Below are 17,160 nucleotides of genomic sequence, written 5' to 3' on the forward strand. Positions count from 1 at the left end.
CATGTCCGAGTGCGGCGAGATCACCGGGCTGGAAAAGACCAAGCGGGGCCGGTACAGCGTCTTTGTGGACGGGGAATTCCTCTGGTCGCTGGACGGGGAGACCCTGCTCAAGAGCCGGGTGCGCCCGGGCGCGGTGCTGGAATACGCCTATTTGGAAGAGGTCAAGGCCCAGTCCGACGCCGTGGGCTGCCGGGAGAAGGCCCTGACCCTGCTGGGCCAGCGGGCCTACGCCCGGGGGGAACTGGTGGAGCGGCTCTGCCGCGACTGGCCCCGCCCCACCGCCCGCCAGGTGGTGACCCAGCTGGAGGAGGCCGGCTTGGTTAGCGACGGCGACTACGCCTTTCGCCTGGCCGACGAACTCTACCGCTATAAGCACCTCTCCCGCCGCTTCATCGAGCTGGAGCTGCAAAAGCGGGGGATCGACCCCGCGCTCTGCCGGGAGGTGCTGGACGCCGGCGGCTTTGACGACGGCGCCAGCATCCGCGCCCTGCTGGAACAGAAGTACGCCGCCCGCCTGGGCGACCGGGCGCAGCGGCAGAAGGTGCTGGCCGCCCTGGCCCACCGCGGGTTTGGCTACGGCGACTGCCGGGCCGCCATGGAAGAATACGACACCGATTACGAGACAGGAGACCCTTATGTCGATTAATGTGGGAATGGTCTCGCTGGGCTGCCCCAAAAACCAGGTAGACGGCGAGATCCTCTTAAACCTCATCCAACAAGATCCCGAGTTCGCCCTGCAGGGCGACCCCGAACAGTGCGACGTGGTGCTCATCAACACCTGCGGCTTCATCGACGACGCCAAGCAGGAGTCCATCGACACCATCCTCGAGTTCTGCGCCCTCAAAGAGACCGGGCGGCTGCGGTGTGTCATCGTCACCGGCTGCCTGGCCCAGCGCTACAAGGAGGAGATCCTGCGGGAGATCCCCGAGGTGGACGGGGTGGTGGGCATCGGCTCCAACGCCGAGATCGTCTCCATCATCCGGCGGGCCCTGGGGGGCGAAAAGGCCCAGTCCTTCGGCAGCGAGTACGACCTGCCCCTGGGGGGCGGCCGCATCCTCACCACCCCGGCCCACTACGCCTACCTGAAGATCTCCGAGGGCTGCTCCAACCGCTGCACCTTCTGCGCCATCCCCTACATCCGGGGGGACTTTCGCTCCCGCCCCATCGAAGAGGTGGTGCAGGAGGCCGGCGAACTGGCTGATTTCGGGGTCAAGGAGCTGATTGTCATCGCCCAGGACACCACCCGCTACGGGGAGGACCTCTACGGCGAGCCCAGCCTGGCCCGGCTGCTGCGGGAGCTGGTCAAGCTGCCCTTCCGCTGGATCCGGCTGATGTACTGCTACCCCGACCGGATCACCGACGAGCTGCTCTCCATCATCCGCGACAGCGACAACATCGTCAAGTACATCGACATCCCCCTGCAGCACACCAACCGCGAGGTGCTGCGGCGGATGGGCCGCAAGGGGGACGACCGCTGGGTGCGCTCGGTCATCGAGCAGATCCGCCGCGAGGTCCCCGGGGTCTTTATCCGCACCACCCTGCTGGCCGGTTTCCCCGGCGAGACCGAGGAGCAGTTCGAGGAGCTCTGCCGGTTTGTGGACGACATGCGCTTTGAGCGGCTGGGCTGCTTTGCCTACTCCCAGGAGGAGGGGACCCTCGCCGCCCGGCTGGACGGCCAGCTCGAGGAGGAGGAGAAGCGGGCCCGCGCTCAGCTCATCATGGACAAACAGACCCTCATCATGGGCGAGTACTGCCAAAAGAAGGTGGGCGCCCAGGTCGAGGTGATGGTGGACGGCTACGACCCGGAGGAGTTTTGCTACGTGGGGCGCACCCAGTACGACGCCCCCGAGATCGACGGCACCGTCCGCTTTTCCTCCGAGCGGGAGCTTGTGCCCGGCGAATTCGTACAGGTGCTGGTGGAGGAGGCCGACGACTTCGACCTCTACGGCCGGCTGATCGAGGAGGGGGGGAACGGCGATGAATCTGCCCAATAAGCTCACGGTCCTGCGGATGTGCATGGTCCCCTTCTTTGTGGCGGCCCTGCTCTGGCAGGGGCTGTGGCAAAACAGCTTCATCGCCCTGGTGCTCTTTGCCGCGGCCTCCCTCACCGACCTGCTGGACGGACAGCTGGCCCGCAAAAACGGCCAGGTCACCACCTTCGGCAAGTTCCTCGACCCCCTGGCGGACAAACTGCTGGTGGTCTCGGCCATGATCTGCTTCATCGACATGGGTCTGGCCCACAGCGTGGCGGTCCTCATCGTCATCGCCCGCGAATTTGTGGTCAGCGGCATCCGCCTGGTGGCCGCGGGCGAGGGGACGGTCATAGCTGCCAACATTTGGGGCAAAGTAAAGACGGTGGCCCAGATGGCGGTGATCATCGGGGTGCTGCTGCTGTTGGGGCTGGGGCAGAACGGCCTTCTCCCCGCGGGGATCGACGTCCCCCTCATCAGCAACATCGGCATGTGGCTGGTGGCGGCGCTGACGGTGATCTCCGGCGCCACCTATGTGGTGGACAACATCGGCTGCATCAACGCCACAAAATAAAAAGACCTGCTTTTTGGAATTGTAGAATGAAATGGAATACTTTTCCATTCGCCTAGTAAAAGCGCCAAAAATCGGGGATAAAATGGGAACTGGGAAGCGAAAAACGGGGTTTATAACAGCTTATGAAGAGAATGCGAAGGAACGAAAAAGTATATAAAAGAAGACGGATCGCCGTGGCCTGTGTGGCGGCTGTGGTGGTGCTGGCGGCGGCCGTGGGGCTGACCCTGCTGCTCCACCCGGCCCCTCGCTTCACCTTTGACGGGGAGAAGGTCGCCGCCGGCACCGTCACCGTCTCCTCCGCCGACATCGGCGGGGAGCTGGGGCGGGTCAAGGCATACGACTGGCTGGGAAAAGAGCGGCCGGTGCAGTGTCCCGAGATCGGCTTTGCCGGGCCGGGGGAATACCCCCTGACCCTCACCACCGAAGACGGCCTGGGCAAACAGGCCCAGTTCACCCTGACGGTGGTCTGGGAGGCGGCCCCCGAGGCCCCCACCGAGCCGGAAGGGGAGCCTGAGGAGCCCGAGACCCCGTCCGGCGGGGAGGGGAGCAGCTCCTCCTCCCAGGGGGGGCAGTCCTCCGGCGGGAACACCGATGAGGTGGTCTATTCCGGCGGGATCGTAGAGCCCGCCTCCATCACCCCGGAGGTCATCTCCAATCCCTCCGCCATCACCGCCATCGTCAACAAGTACCACGCCCTGCCCGAGGGCTACGCCCCCAGCGACCTGGTGGCCATCACCACCAACTGCGGCAAGAACCTGCAGCTGCGCAGGGAGGCGGCCGAGAGCTGGGAGCAGATGATGGAGGCGGCCAAGGCCGACGGCATCACCCTCAAGGCCGTCAGCGCCTACCGCACCAAGGACTACCAAAACGGGCTCTTCACCCGCTACACCAGCCAGTACGGCAAGGAGTACACCGCCCAGTACAGCGCCTATCCCCGCCGCTCGGAACACGAGCTGGGGCTGGCCCTGGACATCAGCAACACCGCCGGCATCCCCGACAACTTTGAGACCACCGCCGAGGGCAAATGGCTGATGAAAAACGCCCACAACTACGGTTTCATCCTCCGCTACCCCGAGGACAAGGTCAAGATCACCCAGTACGGCTACGAGCCCTGGCACTACCGCTACCTGGGCAAGGACCTGGCCGAGACCCTCTACAAGAGCGGCCAGACCTACGAGGAGTACCTGGGGGTCAAATAGCAAATTGAATGACGCGACATGCGATGACACGGGAAAGAGTACCCGGCATGAGAGGGCGGCGACAGAGAGGCGCGCAGCGAGCTGAGAGCGCGCCGGCCGCACCCGCCGGGGAAGGTGCCCCCGCCAGCACGCGGGCCGAACGGGAGGGGAGCGATCCCCTCTCCAGTAGGCCGGCGCGGTTTGGCCCCGTTAGCGGCCCCAAGAGCGAGAAACAGAAGTGGAACCGCGGACTTTTGGTACCCAAAAGCCGCCTTCGGTCGCGCGCCGGTGGACCCGGCGCCGCCGGAGGCGGCTTTTTTTGATAGAAAAGACGACAAACCCGATTGCGAGAGAAAGGGAGAAGGGCTTTTATGAAAATTTTCAACACCCTCACCAGACAGAAAGAAGAGCTGAGAACCATCACCCCGGGCCAGGTCAAGATCTACGCCTGCGGCCCCACCGTCTACAACTACATCCACATCGGCAACGCGCGGCCCATCTGTGTCTTTGACACCCTGCGCCGGTTTTTGGAGTACATCGGCTACCAGGTGACCTTTGTGCAGAACTTCACCGACATCGACGACAAGATCATCCGCAAGGCCAACGAGGAGGAGAGCGACTACGCCCAGGTGTCCGAGCGCTTCATCGCCGAGTACAGGGTGGACGCCAAGGGCCTGGGGGTCAGAGAGGCCACCTACCACCCCAAGGCCACCGAGAACATCCAGAACATCATCGACTTGATCTCCTCCCTCATGGACAAGGGCTTTGCCTACCGGGCCGAAAACGGGGACGTCTACTTCCGGGCGGCCCGGTTTGACGAGTACGGCAAGCTCTCCCACATGCCGCTGGAGGATCTGGAGGCCGGCGCCCGCATCAGCGTGGGCGAGATCAAAGAGGACCCCATGGACTTTGCCCTCTGGAAGGCCGCCAAAGAGGGGGAGCCCTACTGGGAGTCCCCCTTTGGCAAGGGCCGCCCCGGCTGGCACATCGAGTGCTCGGCCATGGCCAAACACTACCTGGGCGACACCATCGACATCCACTGCGGCGGGCAGGATCTGATCTTCCCCCACCACGAGAACGAGATCGCCCAGTCCGAGTGCGCCAACGGCTGCGCCTTCGCCCACTACTGGATGCACAACGGCTACATCAACATTGACAACCGCAAGATGTCAAAATCTCTGGGCAATTTCTTCACCGTCCGCGAGGTGGCCGAGCAGTTCGGGTACGAGCCCATCCGCTTTATGATGATCGCCGCCCACTATCGCAGCCCCATCAACTACAGCGTCGAGGTCATCAACCAGTCCATCTCCGCCCTGGAGCGGCTCTACAACTGCCGGGACGAACTGGACTTCGCCCTCTCCCAAGCGGGGGCAGAGGGGAGCGACGCCCTGCAAAAGGCCGCGGACGAGGCCAAGGAGAAGTTCGTCGCCGCCCTCTCGGACGACCTGAACACCGCCGACGGCATCGCCGCCCTCTTTGACCTCTGCAAGGAGATCAACCTCCGCCTCAACGGGGAGGAGCCCCAACAGAAGGCCGCCCTGGAGCACGCCGCCCAGATTTTTGACGAGTTGGCCGGGGTGCTGGGCCTGCTCTACAACCGCAAGAAAAACGAGGTCACCCCCGAGATCCAGGAGCTGGTGGACCGCCGTCAGGCCGCCCGCAAGGCCAAGGATTTCGCCGAGGCCGACGCCCTGCGCGACCAGCTGGCCGCCATGGGGGTCACCCTCAAAGACACCCCCGAAGGGGTGCAGATCACCGTCAAATAGCCCTGCGGGGCAAAGAAAAAGCGCTGGGATCGCCCGATCCCAGCGCTCTTTTGTTTTTGGAAAACTGGCATGGCGGGATGAAAGCCCCCGCCATCGGGGCGGTGAGAGCGGCGGCGTTTTGAGAGAGCGTCGGCAGAGGGAAGATCGGCCCTGGACAGTTGCAGAAAACCGCTTTCCCTTTTCAAACGCCCTCTTCGACTCCCGCACCAGTGGGTGCCGGATGTCCGCCGCCCTTGTCCCCACTTTTTGCGCGGCCAGGGCGGGGAAATCAGTCCAGGGTGATCTCCCCGGCCAGGTCGGTCTCGAAGAGGGCCCGCACCTGGGCGGGATCCTGGGTCTGGCCCAGGGCCCAAATCAGCTTGGTCACCGCCGCCACCGAGGTCATGTCCCGGCCCTGAATGACCCCCTTTTCCAAAATCCGCTTGCCGGTCTCGTAGACGGAGAAGTCGCTGGCCTCGTAGAGGCACTGGCTGCAGACCACCACCGAGATGCCGGCCTCGGTCACCTTTTGCAGCTTGCTCACCAGATCCCGGTGGATGAAGTGCAGCCCGCCGATGCCGAAGGCCTCGATGACGATGCCGCGGTAGTCCATCCCCAGCAGCATGTCGAAGATGTCCGGGTTGAAGCCGGGGGTCAGCTTGATGAGGATGACCCGGCAGTCCAGCTGGTCCTTCAGCTGGCAGAGACCGGCTGCCGGCCGCACCACCGAGGGGTTGATGCGCAGCCCGCGGGAGTCCACCTTGGCGGCGTAGGGGCAGTTGACGCTCTCAAAGGCGTCAAAGCCGGTGGTGCGCACCTTCACCGCCCGACAGCCCAGGGACACCTTGCGGTTGAAGCAGAGGAAGATGCCCGGCTGGCCGCTGGCGGCCATGGCAAAGGCGTCGCGCAGGTTTTCCCAGGCGTCGGAGAGGGGGTCGGCCAGGGGGAGCTGGCTGCCGGTGAACACCACCGGGATGGGGATCTGCGGCAGCATAAAGCTCAGGGCCGAGGCGGTGTAGGCCATGGTGTCGGTGCCGTGGGTGATGACGATCCCGTCGTACCCCAGGTGCCGCTGGTAGACCCGGCGGGCGATGACCTGCCACTCCTCCGGCTGGATGTTGGAGGAGTCCAGGTTGAGCACGTCCTCGCTCTCCAGCTGGTACTGCTGTATCGAGGGGGCGATGCGCGACAGCAGTTCCCGCCCGTCCACCGCCGGGGCGAGCCCGTGTTCGGTGGGGGCCGAGGCGATGGTGCCCCCAGTGGAGAGGAGGAGGATCTTCTTTGACATGTTCAAAAACCCCTTTTCAGGTGAGATGTGGGCCCCGCCCCCGCCGCTGCCGGTGGGAGCGACGGGTAAAGGGCAACGGGCAAAAGGCAAAAAAAGAGAAGGGAATAATCTTCCCCTCCATTTTACATGGGGCCGCCGGCCATTGCAATGGCGGCGGGAAAACCCCTTCCTTTTTAAAGGGAAGGGGGGATTTGGCTCATTTTTCTTCGGTTTTGGGGGAGGGGTCCCGGCTCTCCCGGCGGGCCATCCGCCGCAGGAGCTCATCTTTCCCCCACGAATTCCAGGGCGTCGGTCTCGCTGTCGGCGGGCGCCAGAGGGGTTCGGTCGGTGTAGTGCAGCAAAAACATCCGGGTCTCCTGCCCGGCAACGCCCAAACGCGCCGCCATCTCCGGCGGGAAGAAAAAGGAGATGGGCTCTGCGAAGGCGCCTCCAGCACAAACGCCCGGCTGCCGGTCTCCTCCCACAGCTCCCGCCAGAGGGCCCCTTCGGCCCCCCCCTCCCGGCCGAGCGCCCCCTTTGACAACCCCCTACTGGGGGGCGCCATCGCCCTGCCGGGTGTCCACCCGCACCTTTCGCACCAGCAGAAACCGGCCCGCCCGGTCCCTGACAACGGCTCCCGCCGCCTGTCGGATCGCCGCCTCCGCCTCCTTTTTTATAAAAGATGTCGCGCTGATTGCCGGTCTGTCAAATTTTTTCGCCGACGGGGGTATAACGGGGCGATTTTGGGGCAATGCTCTCTCTGTCAACAAGAGAAGGGGGAAGCGAACATGCAGCAGTACATAGAGGACAGGGACCGGGCGCTCTTTTCGCTGGACCGTCGGCGGATCGAGGCCTACGCACAGAAATACCAAATTTCCCTGCCGGGAGACAGCCGCTCCTTCTGGGCGGTGGTCTACAAGGCCATCCTCCAGATCGAGGGCGCGCCGGCGGGCCTGCGCCGGGCCGCCCAGGCGTGGCTGCGGTGCTGGGGGTACCGCGGGGCCGCAGCCTAGGCGCTTTGGCGGGGCAAGTAAAGGGGCAAAGGGCAAGAGAAAAGGGGAGGGGCAAGGGCAAGAGCAGGAAAAGGGAAGAGTAGGGGAAAAGAAAAAGGGGCCGCCCGGACGAGCATTTGTCCGGGCGGCCCCCTTGGCCGTCGGCAGAAAATGGGCGCAAAAAAATGCCGCCCCCGCTATTGCAGGAACAGCACCCCTGGTGGACGATGAGGGACTCGAACCCCCGACTTCCTGCACGTCAAGCAGACACTCTACCAGCTGAGTTAATCGTCCATATGACCTTTGTCCATTCGGAAAAAGAACAGAACCAGATTGTTAAAAGAACTTTAACGTCTCTTGTCCTGTGGTTGAAATTATAGTACAAGGCGGTGAAAAAAGCAAGTCCTTTTTTTCATTTTTTGCAACTTTTTTTGGTGGGGCGGGCGCGCCCCCTTTCCCGGGCTGCTCTGAGGGGGGCGGGGGATCCGGGGGGAAGGCCGGCGCGGGCCGCCCCTTGCCCCCCTGCCGGCCCACCCGTCGGGCGGGGGAGAGGGCTTCTCGTTCCCCCTGGGGCAGGACCGCTTTTCCGGTTGTTGCGCCGGGGAGTTTGTGCTATACTGATACCGTTCAAATTCTAAGATGGAGAAGTGTGCGTATGAAGATTCTGGGCATTGACCCCGGCTATGCCATCGTGGGCTACGGGGTGGTGGAGTACCGGGCCAACCGCTTTACCACCCTGGACTACGGGGCCATCCTCACCCCGGCCCACACCCCCTTCGGCGGGCGGCTGTGCACCATCTACGAGGAGATGTGCCGCATCCTCGACCTCCATCGGCCCGACTGCATGTCGGTGGAAAAGCTCTACTTCACCAACAACAAGACCACCGGCATCGACGTGGCCCAGGCCCGGGGGGTGGTCCTCCTGGCGGCGGCCCAGCGGGGGGTGCCGGTGGCCGAGTACACCCCCATGCAGGTCAAACAGGCGGTGGTGGGCTACGGCAAGGCCGTCAAGAGCCAGGTGATGGAGATGACCCGCGTCCTCCTCAACCTGAAGGCCGTCCCCAAACCAGACGACACCGCCGACGCCCTGGCCGTGGCCATCTGCCACGCCCACAGCTCCGGCTCCCTGTTGCAGGCGGCCATCGCCCGCCAGGGGCGCAGATAGCAAACCGTCCATTTTACAAGCCGAGAAAGGGGACATGTGCCCGTGATTTACAGCCTCACCGGCGAGGTGGCCGTCAAGACCGACAAGCTGGCCGTCATCAACTGCGGCGGGGTGGGCTTTTCCTGCAAGACCACCCGCAACACCATCGCCGACCTGCCCCGCACCGGGCAGACGGCCACCCTCTACACCCATCTGGCGGTGAAGGAGGACGCCCTCGACCTCTACGGCTTTTCCACCCAGGCCGAGCTCTCCTGCTTTCAACTGCTGGTGACCGTCTCGGGGGTGGGGCCGCGAAACGCCCTCTCCATCCTCTCCAGCTACCCCCCCGACCGGGTGCTCCTCTGCATCGCCAGTTCCGATGCCAAGAGCCTGACGGCCGCCCCCGGGGTGGGGCAGAAGCTGGCCAACCGCATCGTCCTCGAACTCAAGGACAAAATCAAGGGCCTTGACTTCGGGGGCGGCCAGGGGGTCTCGCTGGAGGATATCACCCCCGCCGGGGAGGACAGCGAGGTGGGACAGGCCGTGGCCGCCCTCACCTCCCTGGGCTACACCCAGTCCGAGGCGGCGCTGGCGGTCTCCAAGTTGGAGCAGAGCCTGCCGGTGGAAGAGCTGATCAAGGGGGCCCTCAAGGCCCTGGCGGGAAGGAGGTAGCGCGCCTGTGGACAGTTATGAGATGGACTATGAAAACCGGCTGGTGACCCCCGAATACACCCCCGACGAGGCCCAGCTGGAGCAAAACCTCCGCCCCCGCACCCTGGAGGAGTATGTGGGCCAGACCAAGGCCAAGGAAAACCTCTCGGTCTTTATCGAGGCGGCCAAGAAGCGGGGCGAACCGCTGGACCACCTCCTCCTCTACGGCCCTCCCGGCCTGGGCAAGACCACCCTGGCCTGCATTGTCGCAAACGAGATGAATGTGGGTATCCGCATCACCTCCGGCCCGGCCATCGAGAAGCCGGGGGACCTGGCGGCCCTGCTGACCAATCTGTCCGCTGGGGACATCCTCTTTATCGACGAGATCCACCGCCTCAACCGCAGCGTCGAGGAGGTGCTCTACCCGGCGATGGAGGACTACGCCCTGGACATCATCGTGGGCAAGGGTCCCAGCGCCCGCTCCATCCGCATCGACCTGCCCCCCTTCACCCTCATCGGGGCCACCACCCGCGCCGGGCAGCTGACCGCCCCCCTGCGGGACCGGTTCGGGGTGGTGCTGCGGCTGGAGATGTACACCCACCCCGAGCTGCAGAAGATCGTCTCCCGCTCGGCGGCCATCCTGGAGATCCCCTGCGAGGAGGGGGGCGCCCGGGAGCTGGCTGTCCGCTCTCGGGGGACCCCCCGCATCGCCAACCGGCTGCTCAAGCGGGTGCGGGACTTCGCCCAGGTCATGGGCGACGGGGTCATCACCGACCAGATCGCCGACGAGGCCCTCTCCCGGCTGGAGATCGACCCCCTGGGCCTGGACCAGAACGACCGGCGGATGCTGGAGATCATGATCCACAACTACGGCGGGGGGCCGGTGGGGCTGGACACCCTGGCCGCCGCCATGGGGGAGGAGTCGGTGACCATCGAGGACGTCATCGAGCCCTTCCTCATCCAGCTGGGCTTTTTGGGCCGCACCCCCCGGGGGCGGGTGGCCACCGCCAAGGCCTACGCCCATCTGGGGCTCCCCGACCCCCGGCAGGCCCCGCCGGCCGACGACGGCCAGCAGCGGCTGGTCTAAAACGGGGCAAAATCGGCAAAAAAACACGGCTGCCGGGGCAAAAGGCGTCCGCTTTTTGCAATTTGTTCATATCCTGGTGGTATCTTATAGAGAATTCATTTTGGAGGAATCGAAAATGGGCAAGTACTTTGGGACCGACGGTGTGCGCGGCGTCGCCAACACCAGCGAACTGACCTGCGAGATGGCGCTGGCCATCGGCCGCGCCGCGGCCACCGTGCTCACCGAGCACAGCCACAAGAAGGCGCGGATCATCATCGGCAAGGACACCCGCATGTCCTCGGACATGCTGGAGTCGGCCCTGGCGGCCGGCCTCTGTTCGGTGGGGGCCGACGTGGAGCTGCTGGGGGTGGTCCCCACCCCCGCCGTCGCCTATCTGGTGGGGGCCTACGGCGCCGACGCCGGGGTGATGATCTCCGCCTCCCACAACCCGGTGGAGTTCAACGGCATCAAGATCTTCAACGGCCAGGGCTTCAAGCTGCCCGATGCCATCGAGGCCGAGATCGAGGACCACATCGACCACCCGGAGAAGCTGACCCTCAAGACCGGCACCGAGATCGGCAAGGTCCACGTCAGCACCACCGCGGTGGAGGACTACGTGGCCCATATCCTCTCCACCGTGGAGGAGCGGGCAGCCGCCGGGCTCAAGGTGGCCATCGACTGCGCCAACGGCTCGGCCAGCGCCACCGCCCGCAAGCTCTTCACCGCCCTGGGGGCCTCCTGCACCATCATCAACGACCGGCCCGACGGCACCAACATCAACTTGCAGTGCGGCTCCACCCACATCGAAGAGCTGCAGCGGTGCGTGGTGGAAAACGGCTGCGACATCGGGGTGGCCTTTGACGGCGACGCCGACCGCTGCCTGGCGGTGGACGAGACCGGCGAGCTCATCGACGGCGACAAGATGATCGCCATCTTCGCCAAGGCCCTCAAGAAGAGCGGCCAGCTCAAGCGGGACACGGCGGTGATCACCGTCATGACCAACATGGGCTTTTTCGAGTTTGCCAAGAACAACGGCATCGAGACCGCCGTCACCACCGTGGGCGACCGCTACGTTCTGGAGGAGATGCTCAAAGAGGGCTACAACATCGGCGGCGAGCAGTCGGGCCACATCATCTTTTTGGACCACGTGACCACCGGCGACGGCCAGCTCTCGGCCTCGCAGCTGTTGCAGACGCTGGCCCAGAGCGGCCGCCGCGCCAGCGAGTTGGCGTCGGTGATGGCGGTCTACCCCCAGGTGCTCATCAACCTGGAGGTGCCCAGCGACAAAAAGGACATCGCCGCCAACCCGGCGGTGGCCGCCGCCATCGCCGCCGGCGAGAGCGAGCTGGGGGAGAGCGGCCGCATCCTGGTGCGCGCCTCCGGCACCGAGCCGCTGGTGCGGGTGATGCTCGAAGGGAAGGACGACGCCCAGATCCAGCGCATCGGCGAGGCCATCGCCGACGCCATCCGGGGGCAGCTGTAAGCCGTGCGCCCGGCTGCGAACTGGCGGGACTACCAGGTGCTGGACTGCTCCGGCGGGGAGAAGTTGGAGCGGTGGGGCGACAAACTTCTCATCCGCCCCGACCCGCAGATCATCTGGAACACCCCGAAAGACCCCGCCCTCTGGGACAGGGCCGACGCCCGCTACCTCCGCTCCAAGACCGGCGGCGGCCGCTGGGAGTACCGCAAAAAGCTCCCCGAGAGCTGGCAGATCCGCTACCGGGAGCTGACCTTTAAAATCTCCCCCACCGGCTTTAAGCACACCGGCCTCTTCCCCGAACAGGCCGCCAACTGGGACCTCTTCGACGGACTGATCCGCGCCGCCGGCCGCCCGGTGAAGGTGCTCAACCTCTTTGCCTACACCGGCGGGGCCACCCTGGCCTGCGCGGCGGCCGGGGCCAGCGTCTGCCACGTGGACGCCTCCAAGGGGATGGTGGCCTGGTCGCGGGAGAACGCGGCCCTCTCCGGCCTGGGGGAGCGCCCCATCCGCTGGATCGTGGACGACTGCGAGAAGTTTGTCGCCCGCGAGATCCGGCGGGGCAACCGCTACGACGCCGTCATCATGGACCCGCCCTCCTACGGCCGGGGGCCGGGGGGCGAGGTGTGGAAGTTGGAGGACCAGATCTACGACCTGGTCTGCCTCTGCGAACAGGTGCTCTCCGACGCCCCCCTCTTCTTTGCCCTCAACAGCTACACCACCGGCCTCTCCCCCTCGGTGATGGCCCACCTGCTGGGGGCCGTCCTCATCCCCCGCCGGGGCGGCCGGGTGGAGGCGGACGAGATCGGCCTGCCGGTGCAGTCCACCGGCCTGGCCCTCCCCTGCGGGAACACGGCGCTCTGGCTCCGCTCAAACGCTTTCAGCGTTTGAGCTTTGACACAGCCCTTCGCCAAACACTGTTTGGCGATTTTGCCCTTGGCAAAACCGGGCCGTGTCCCGCTGCTGGGAGCGCCCCGGTGAGGCGGTGAGTTTGGGAGCGAGCGGCTCCCCGGTACCTGACGGCGCTTGCACTTTGACACCGCTCTTTGCCAACCGCCGCTTGGCGATTTTGCCTTTGGCAAAACCGGGCCGTGTCCCACTGCCGGGAGCAAGCGGGTTCCCGGTACCCGGCGGCGCTTGCGCTTTGGCACCGCTCTTTGCCAACCGCCGTTTGGCGATTTTGCCCTTGGCAAAACCGGGCCGTGTCCCGCTGCCGGGAGTTTCCCGGTGGGGCGGTGTTGTCGTAAGCGAGCGGCTTCCCGGTACCTGATGGCGTTTGCGCTTTGACACCGCTCTTTGCCAACCGCCATTTGGCGGTTTTGCCCTTGGCAAAACCGGGCCGCGTGCCGCTGCTGGGAGTTCCCCGGCGGGGCGGGGGCTGTCGGGAATGGGCAAATTCCCGGTCCCCAAAGGCATTTGCGCCTTGACACCCTCCGCCTGTCGACTGCCGTCTGGCAGTCTTCCCCCGGCAAACCGGCTTGTGTCCCGCTTCCGGGAGCACTCCGGCGGGACGGCGTTGTCGGAGACAGGCGGGTCTCCCGCTCCCGGTGAAACGGTGTGGCCGGGGACAGAGCATTTTTTTGCATGGAAAGGGGGCTGCGCGCTGGCGCGGACCCAAACACCGCCGGGGCGGGCGCGCACATCCCGCCCGCTCCGGCGACCCTTGATTCGGCCTGGAACCCCTCTGCCCGGCAGGGGGGACGGGACCGCGCGGCGGGGTCCTCCCCGCACAGACAACCAGTTAGGAGATACATTGGAGAAAATGGCAGAGAACTTACTCGAGTGCAGAGACCTGGTCTTCCGGTACAGCAGGGAGGGGCAGCAGGGCGAAACCGTCCTCAAAGACCTCTCCCTCTCGGTGCCGGGCGGCCAGTTCTTGGCTGTTTTGGGGCACAACGGCTGCGGCAAATCCACCCTGGCCAAGCACCTCAACGGCATCCTCCTCCCCACCGAGGGGACGGTCTTGGTCGAGGGGATCGACACCCGCGACGACGAGCGGATCTTCGACATCCGCCAGAAGGTGGGGATGGTCTTTCAAAACCCCGACAACCAGATCGTCGCCACCATCGTCGAGGAGGACGTGGCCTTCGCCCCCGAAAACCTGGGCGTCCCGCCGGAGGAGATCCGCCAGCGGGTGAACTGGGCACTGGAACAGACCGGGATGGCGAGCCGGCGGGAGAGCGCCACCTACCAGCTCTCCGGCGGGCAGAAACAGCGGGTGGCCATCGCCGGGGTGCTGGCCATGGGCCCGGACTGCATCGTCCTCGACGAGCCCACCGCCATGCTCGACCCCCACGGCCGCCGCCGCATCCTCGCCACCCTGCGCGAACTCAACCGGGCGGGGATGACGGTGGTCCTCATCACCCACTACATGGACGAGGCCGCCCAGGCCGACCGGGTGGTGGTGATGAACGACGGCGAAATTTTGATGGACGACAGCCCGGCGGCGGTCTTTGCCCGGGTGGAGGAGCTGCAGGCCATCGGCCTGGACGTGCCCCAGACCGCCGAACTGCTCCACCAGCTGCGCCGCGAGGGGATCGACTGCCCCGAGGACGCCCTCTCGGTGGAGGACTGTGTCGAGGCCCTCTGCGGCCTGTTAGGGGAGGTGGACAGATGAGCGCGCCGGTGATCGAGACCCGGGGCCTGGGGTATGTCTACAACCCCGGCCTGCCGACGGAAAAGGTGGCCCTTCGGGATGTCAACTTGCAGATCGAGCGGGGGGAGTTCGTAGGGGTCATCGGCCAGACCGGCTCGGGCAAATCCACCCTCATCCAGCAGCTCAACGGGCTGCTGCGGCCCACCTCGGGCCAGGTCCTCATCGACGGGGAGGACATCTGGCAGGACAAAGAGCAGCTCCGCAGGTTCCGCTTCAAGGTGGGGCTCTGCTTTCAGTACCCCGAGTACCAGCTCTTCGAGGAGAGCGTCTACAAGGACATCTCCTTTGGCCCCAAGAACATGGGCCTTTCGGAGGAAGAGGTGGACGCCCGGGTGCGGGACGCGGCCCGCTTTGTGGGTTTGGGGGAGGAGATGCTGGACAAGTCCCCCTTTGAGCTCTCCGGCGGGCAGAAGCGCCGGGTGGCCATTGCCGGGGTGCTGGCCATGGACCCCGAGGTCTTGATCCTCGACGAGCCCACCGCCGGCCTCGACCCCCGGGGCCGGGACATGATCCTGGGCCAGATCAAGGCCTATCACGCCGAAAAGGGGAACACGGTGCTGCTGGTCTCCCACTCGATGGAGGACGTGGCCAAATTCGCCACCAAGGTGCTGGTGCTCAACGACACCGGGGTGCTCCTCTACGGCACGGTGGACGAGGTCTTCTCCCGGGCCGAGGAGATCCGCGCCATCGGCCTGGGCATCCCCCAGATCACCCAGGTGTTCAGGGCCCTGCGGCAGCGGGGCTACCCGGTGAGCGACACCGTCTACACCGTGGCCCAGGCCAAAGGGGAGATTTTGCGCCTGTTGGCGGAGAGGGGGGCGGAGAGATGATCAAGGACATCACCATCGGCCAGTACTTCACCGGCCACTCCCCCCTGCACCGGATGGACCCGCGGGTCAAGCTGCTGCTGACCATCGCCTATGTGGTGGCCCTCTTTCTGACAAACAGCTTTTGGGGCTACCTGCTGGCGGGGGCCTTTCTGGTCTTCTGCTACGCCCTGGCCAAAATCAAGCTCAAGGTCATCCTGCGCAGCCTCAAGCCGGTCATCCCCCTGGTGCTCTTCACCGGCGTCCTCAACATGTTCTTTGTCACCGGCGAGCCCATCTGGGAGTTCTGGGTCTTTCACATCACCTGGGAGGGGCTGCGCTTTGCCGCCGTCATGTCGGTGCGCATCGTCTGCCTCATCGCCGGCACCTCCCTGCTGACCTACACCACCTCGCCCATCGCCCTCACCGACGGGTTGGAGCGGCTGCTCAGCCCCCTGAGCAAGCTCCACTTCCCCGCCCACGAGCTGGCGATGATGATGACCATCACCCTGCGCTTCATCCCCACCCTGGTGGAGGAGACCGACAAGATCATGGCCGCCCAGAAGTCCCGCGGGGCCGACATCGACTCCGGCGGGCTGATGAAGCGGGTCAAATCCCTCATCCCCATCCTCATCCCCCTCTTTGTCTCCTCCTTCCGCCGGGCCGACGAGCTGGCCCTGGCCATGGAGTGCCGCTGCTACCGGGGGGGCGAGGGCCGCACCCGGATGAAGCAGCTCAAACTGCGGCTGGTGGACGGCGGCGCCACCCTCTGCATGGCCGCGGTGGTGACCGGCTGCATCCTGCTCAACTACCTCTAAACCACCCACGGGAGGGGCCTATGCGAAACATCCTCATCGCCCTGTGCTACCGGGGCACCGCCTACCACGGCTTTCAGGTGCAAAAAAACGCCCCCAGCGTCTGCGCGGCCATCCAGGACGCGCTGGAGCGGGTGCTGGGCCACCGGCCCGACGTGAAGGGCTGCTCCCGCACCGACGCGGGGGTGCACGCCAACATGTTCTGCCTCTCCTTTGGCACCGAGCGGCCGATCCCCTGCGAAAAACTGCCCCTGGCGCTGAACTTTCACCTCCCGCCGGACATCGCCGTCTACCACGCCAGGGAGGTGCCGGCGGGCTTTCACCCCCGCTACGACTGCCTGGGCAAGGCGTACAGCTACCGCCTGCTGGAGAGCCACTGCCGCCCCCCCTTCGGGGCCGACCTCTGCTGGCAGCAGGCCGGGCGGCTGGACGAGGGGCGGCTGAACGCCATCTGCCGCCAGTTTGAGGGCCGCCGCGACTTTCGGGCCGTCTGCTCCCCCAAGACCGAGCAGGAGGACACCGTCCGCTGTCTGGAGGAGTTCTCGGTGCGCCGGGAGGGGCCGCGGCTGATCTTCACCGCCCGGGCCGACGGCTTTCTCTACAACATGGTGCGCATCCTGGTGGGCACCGCGGTGGAGATGGCGCGTGGCCTCCTCCCCGACGACGTCTGCGCCCTCCTGGCCGGCAGGGACCGGCTGCAGGCCGGGCAGACCGCCCCGGCCCGGGGCCTCTACTTAGATCGGGTCTTTTACGACCTCCCCGGCTGGGAAGCGGTGCGCTCCCTGGCCCCCACACTCTGGTGAGAAAGAAGGTGACTCC

16 protein-coding genes and 1 tRNA gene are annotated in these 17,160 nt (G+C 65.5%); 15 read left to right on the forward strand and 2 right to left on the reverse strand.

Annotation, left to right across the window (positions count from 1 at the left end):
* The first annotated feature begins 1 nt into the window (after nucleotide 1).
* From KQI11_RS09945 to cysS, 5 genes are all read left to right on the forward strand, one after another.
* A complete protein-coding gene (locus KQI11_RS09945) occupies nucleotides 2–646 on the forward strand; it encodes a regulatory protein RecX (RefSeq protein WP_216402014.1) in 645 nt (214 codons plus the stop codon).
* Complete coding sequence (rimO, locus tag KQI11_RS09950; RefSeq protein WP_216402015.1) at nucleotides 636–1,994, forward strand: 30S ribosomal protein S12 methylthiotransferase RimO; 1,359 nt, start codon at nucleotides 636–638, stop codon at nucleotides 1,992–1,994. The genes KQI11_RS09945 and rimO overlap by 11 nt, the downstream gene beginning before the upstream one ends.
* Nucleotides 1,978–2,544, forward strand: a complete 567-nt coding sequence (pgsA, locus tag KQI11_RS09955) for a CDP-diacylglycerol--glycerol-3-phosphate 3-phosphatidyltransferase (RefSeq protein WP_021659963.1) — start codon at nucleotides 1,978–1,980, stop codon at nucleotides 2,542–2,544. Before rimO ends, pgsA begins: the two co-directional genes overlap by 17 nt.
* Nucleotides 2,545–2,675: 131 nt before the next feature.
* The gene (locus KQI11_RS09960) at nucleotides 2,676–3,743 is read left to right on the forward strand and encodes a M15 family metallopeptidase (RefSeq protein WP_216402016.1); all 1,068 of its coding nucleotides are present in this window, start codon (nucleotides 2,676–2,678) and stop codon (nucleotides 3,741–3,743) included.
* A gap of 350 nt (nucleotides 3,744–4,093) precedes the next feature.
* Nucleotides 4,094–5,488 (forward strand): cysteine--tRNA ligase, encoded by a 1,395-nt coding sequence (gene cysS / locus KQI11_RS09965; RefSeq protein ID WP_216402017.1) that lies wholly within the window; start codon nucleotides 4,094–4,096, stop codon nucleotides 5,486–5,488.
* Nucleotides 5,489–5,756: 268 nt separating this feature from the next.
* Here cysS and KQI11_RS09970 read toward each other — a convergent pair whose 3' ends face one another.
* The gene (locus KQI11_RS09970) at nucleotides 5,757–6,755 is read right to left on the reverse strand and encodes an asparaginase (protein ID WP_216402018.1); all 999 of its coding nucleotides are present in this window, start codon (nucleotides 6,753–6,755) and stop codon (nucleotides 5,757–5,759) included.
* A 767-nt stretch (nucleotides 6,756–7,522) separates the two neighbouring features.
* Here KQI11_RS09970 and KQI11_RS09975 point away from each other — a divergent pair.
* Nucleotides 7,523–7,747, forward strand: a complete 225-nt coding sequence (locus KQI11_RS09975) for a hypothetical protein (RefSeq protein ID WP_021659955.1) — start codon at nucleotides 7,523–7,525, stop codon at nucleotides 7,745–7,747.
* 197 nt (nucleotides 7,748–7,944) lie between these two features.
* Here the strand turns inward: KQI11_RS09975 and KQI11_RS09980 are convergent.
* Nucleotides 7,945–8,020: transfer RNA gene (locus KQI11_RS09980), tRNA-Val, on the reverse strand.
* A gap of 361 nt (nucleotides 8,021–8,381) precedes the next feature.
* Here KQI11_RS09980 and ruvC point away from each other — a divergent pair.
* From ruvC to truA, 9 genes are all read left to right on the forward strand, one after another.
* Nucleotides 8,382–8,891, forward strand: coding sequence for a crossover junction endodeoxyribonuclease RuvC (ruvC, locus tag KQI11_RS09985; RefSeq protein WP_021661278.1), 510 nt, complete (start codon nucleotides 8,382–8,384; stop codon nucleotides 8,889–8,891).
* A gap of 42 nt (nucleotides 8,892–8,933) precedes the next feature.
* Nucleotides 8,934–9,542 (forward strand): Holliday junction branch migration protein RuvA, encoded by a 609-nt coding sequence (gene ruvA / locus KQI11_RS09990; RefSeq protein WP_185916489.1) that lies wholly within the window; start codon nucleotides 8,934–8,936, stop codon nucleotides 9,540–9,542.
* A 22-nt stretch (nucleotides 9,543–9,564) separates the two neighbouring features.
* Nucleotides 9,565–10,608: a Holliday junction branch migration DNA helicase RuvB gene (gene ruvB / locus KQI11_RS09995; protein WP_216402059.1), complete on the forward strand. Its 1,044-nt coding sequence runs from the start codon at nucleotides 9,565–9,567 to the stop codon at nucleotides 10,606–10,608.
* 115 nt (nucleotides 10,609–10,723) lie between these two features.
* Nucleotides 10,724–12,070: a phosphoglucosamine mutase gene (glmM, locus tag KQI11_RS10000; RefSeq protein ID WP_216402019.1), complete on the forward strand. Its 1,347-nt coding sequence runs from the start codon at nucleotides 10,724–10,726 to the stop codon at nucleotides 12,068–12,070.
* A gap of 3 nt (nucleotides 12,071–12,073) precedes the next feature.
* Nucleotides 12,074–12,955 carry a class I SAM-dependent methyltransferase gene (locus KQI11_RS10005; RefSeq protein ID WP_216402020.1) on the forward strand — a complete coding sequence of 294 codons (882 nt, stop codon included), beginning with the start codon at nucleotides 12,074–12,076 and terminating at the stop codon, nucleotides 12,953–12,955.
* Between the two features lie 871 nt (nucleotides 12,956–13,826).
* Nucleotides 13,827–14,681 carry an energy-coupling factor transporter ATPase gene (locus KQI11_RS10010; protein WP_185916486.1) on the forward strand — a complete coding sequence of 285 codons (855 nt, stop codon included), beginning with the start codon at nucleotides 13,827–13,829 and terminating at the stop codon, nucleotides 14,679–14,681.
* A complete protein-coding gene (locus tag KQI11_RS10015) occupies nucleotides 14,678–15,550 on the forward strand; it encodes an energy-coupling factor transporter ATPase (protein WP_216402021.1) in 873 nt (290 codons plus the stop codon). Before KQI11_RS10010 ends, KQI11_RS10015 begins: the two co-directional genes overlap by 4 nt.
* Entirely contained in the window at nucleotides 15,547–16,344 is a 798-nt protein-coding gene (locus KQI11_RS10020) for an energy-coupling factor transporter transmembrane component T family protein (RefSeq protein ID WP_216402022.1), read from the forward strand. The genes KQI11_RS10015 and KQI11_RS10020 overlap by 4 nt, the downstream gene beginning before the upstream one ends.
* Before the next feature lie 20 nt (nucleotides 16,345–16,364).
* Nucleotides 16,365–17,144 carry a tRNA pseudouridine(38-40) synthase TruA gene (gene truA / locus KQI11_RS10025; protein WP_185916484.1) on the forward strand — a complete coding sequence of 260 codons (780 nt, stop codon included), beginning with the start codon at nucleotides 16,365–16,367 and terminating at the stop codon, nucleotides 17,142–17,144.
* Nucleotides 17,145–17,160 lie beyond the last annotated feature (16 nt).

Origin of the sequence: Acetanaerobacterium sp. MSJ-12 (assembly GCF_018917875.1) — a bacterium.
GTDB classification, from domain to species: Bacteria; Bacillota; Clostridia; order Oscillospirales; family Ruminococcaceae; genus Bittarella; species Bittarella massiliensis.

Excerpts from the sequence above, each read along its gene's own strand:
- KQI11_RS09945 (WP_216402014.1), top strand. The coding sequence starts at position 2 with ATGTCCGAGTGCGGCGAGATCACCGGGCTGGAAAAGACCAAGCGGGGC.
- rimO (WP_216402015.1), top strand. The coding sequence starts at position 636 with ATGTCGATTAATGTGGGAATGGTCTCGCTGGGCTGCCCCAAAAACCAG.
- pgsA (WP_021659963.1), top strand. The coding sequence starts at position 1,978 with ATGAATCTGCCCAATAAGCTCACGGTCCTGCGGATGTGCATGGTCCCC.
- KQI11_RS09960 (WP_216402016.1), top strand. The coding sequence starts at position 2,676 with ATGCGAAGGAACGAAAAAGTATATAAAAGAAGACGGATCGCCGTGGCC.
- cysS (WP_216402017.1), top strand. The coding sequence starts at position 4,094 with ATGAAAATTTTCAACACCCTCACCAGACAGAAAGAAGAGCTGAGAACC.
- KQI11_RS09970 (WP_216402018.1), bottom strand. The coding sequence starts at position 6,755 with ATGTCAAAGAAGATCCTCCTCCTCTCCACTGGGGGCACCATCGCCTCG.
- KQI11_RS09975 (WP_021659955.1), top strand. The coding sequence starts at position 7,523 with ATGCAGCAGTACATAGAGGACAGGGACCGGGCGCTCTTTTCGCTGGAC.
- ruvC (WP_021661278.1), top strand. The coding sequence starts at position 8,382 with ATGAAGATTCTGGGCATTGACCCCGGCTATGCCATCGTGGGCTACGGG.
- ruvB (WP_216402059.1), top strand. The coding sequence starts at position 9,565 with ATGGACTATGAAAACCGGCTGGTGACCCCCGAATACACCCCCGACGAG.
- glmM (WP_216402019.1), top strand. The coding sequence starts at position 10,724 with ATGGGCAAGTACTTTGGGACCGACGGTGTGCGCGGCGTCGCCAACACC.
- KQI11_RS10010 (WP_185916486.1), top strand. The coding sequence starts at position 13,827 with ATGGCAGAGAACTTACTCGAGTGCAGAGACCTGGTCTTCCGGTACAGC.
- KQI11_RS10015 (WP_216402021.1), top strand. The coding sequence starts at position 14,678 with ATGAGCGCGCCGGTGATCGAGACCCGGGGCCTGGGGTATGTCTACAAC.
- KQI11_RS10020 (WP_216402022.1), top strand. The coding sequence starts at position 15,547 with ATGATCAAGGACATCACCATCGGCCAGTACTTCACCGGCCACTCCCCC.
- truA (WP_185916484.1), top strand. The coding sequence starts at position 16,365 with ATGCGAAACATCCTCATCGCCCTGTGCTACCGGGGCACCGCCTACCAC.